Raw genomic sequence first — 1,155 nt, 5'->3', positions numbered from 1 at the left:
TAGTCGCGCGCGTCCACGGGGAAGCCGAGCCGATGGTTGGCGTCCACGGTATCGAGGCCGGAGTCCTGCAGTTCGTAGGCCTTCAGCTTGCCGGTCAGGCCAATGCCACGCCCTTCATGCCCCCGCACGTATATGATTACGCCGCGTCCCTCTGCGGCGATGGCACGCTGCGAGGCCTTGAGCTGGTCGCCGCAGTCGCACCGGCGTGATCCGAGGGCATCGCCGGTGAGGCACTCGGAGTGCACCCGGACCAGTGGTGGCCGGGCACCGATTGGTGCGGAAGCGGCGTCGACGTCGCCAAGCACGAGGGCAACATGCTCATGGCCGTTTTCCTCGTCCACGAACAGTTGCATGTCGAACTGGGCATATTCGGTGGGCAGGATGGTTCGCGCCTCCCGGCGGATACTCGGATTCACAGCGAGGTGCCCCGGCGTAACAAAAGTCTCATCAGTCACGATTCGAAGCCTACCCGACCGCTTGCCGGCCATCAGCCTCCGGACTTCCCGTACTGTTTTCCACCACATTTTCGCCTCCCTCCATCGCCTCGTCGCCGCGCAGGAAATAAGCTCCGACGGCGCCGGCCAGTGTTGCGAAGACCGCTACCGAATACATGGCGAGCAGCACCTGCAGCACGCTCGCGAACGTGTCCGGGGCCCGGAGTTCTGCTCCGGTGATGGTGGACATGGCGGCATCCAGCAGGGCCGCTGCGTAGTTCTGGTAGGAACCGACCACGTAGAGCAACTGGCTGGCAACGAGAATGACGACGCCGGTGACCGCCGCCAGCCAGCCGATCCGGCTGGAGAGCAAGCGCCCGGCCGATCGGGAGCCGCGGATGCCAGCCGAGACGACGCCGCCGAACCGGGCGAAGCGCGCGATCCGCCAAAAGCGCAGGGCCTGCAGGGCGCGGAAGAACCGCAGGAACGGCACCAGCAGGAAGATCACCTGCCACCAGTTGCGCTTCCAGAACCGTTTCTGGTCCCGGGCAATGTAGGCGCGCAGCGCGAATTCGGCGACGAAGACCGCCCAGAAAATCCACCCCGCCACGGTCAACGCCGTGACGAGCGTGGGATTGGTGGCGAGCAGCTGCCCGAGGACGATGAAGAGGAACAGGAAACCCAGAATGCCCATCGGCCGGTCCAGCCGGCGGGCCAGCCG

Annotated in this window: 2 protein-coding genes; both read right to left on the bottom strand. The window is 65.7% G+C overall.

Translation table 11 applies throughout. The features are described 5' to 3' along the window. On the bottom strand, positions 1-455 hold a 455-nt coding region (gene ribA, locus Y707_RS0103865; RefSeq protein WP_275451186.1), incomplete at its 3' end, for a GTP cyclohydrolase II RibA. A 10-nt stretch (positions 456-465) separates the two neighbouring features. Then, positions 466-1,155, bottom strand: a 690-nt coding sequence (locus tag Y707_RS23230; RefSeq protein ID WP_253905044.1) for a hypothetical protein, incomplete at its 5' end; no start/stop codon positions are given.

The sequence above is a fragment of the Arthrobacter sp. H14 genome (assembly GCF_000520495.1).
Taxonomy (GTDB): domain Bacteria; phylum Actinomycetota; class Actinomycetes; order Actinomycetales; family Micrococcaceae; genus Arthrobacter_C.
The sequence above is the reverse complement of the archived record's forward strand: the minus strand, read 5'-3'. Positions and strand labels throughout refer to the sequence as shown.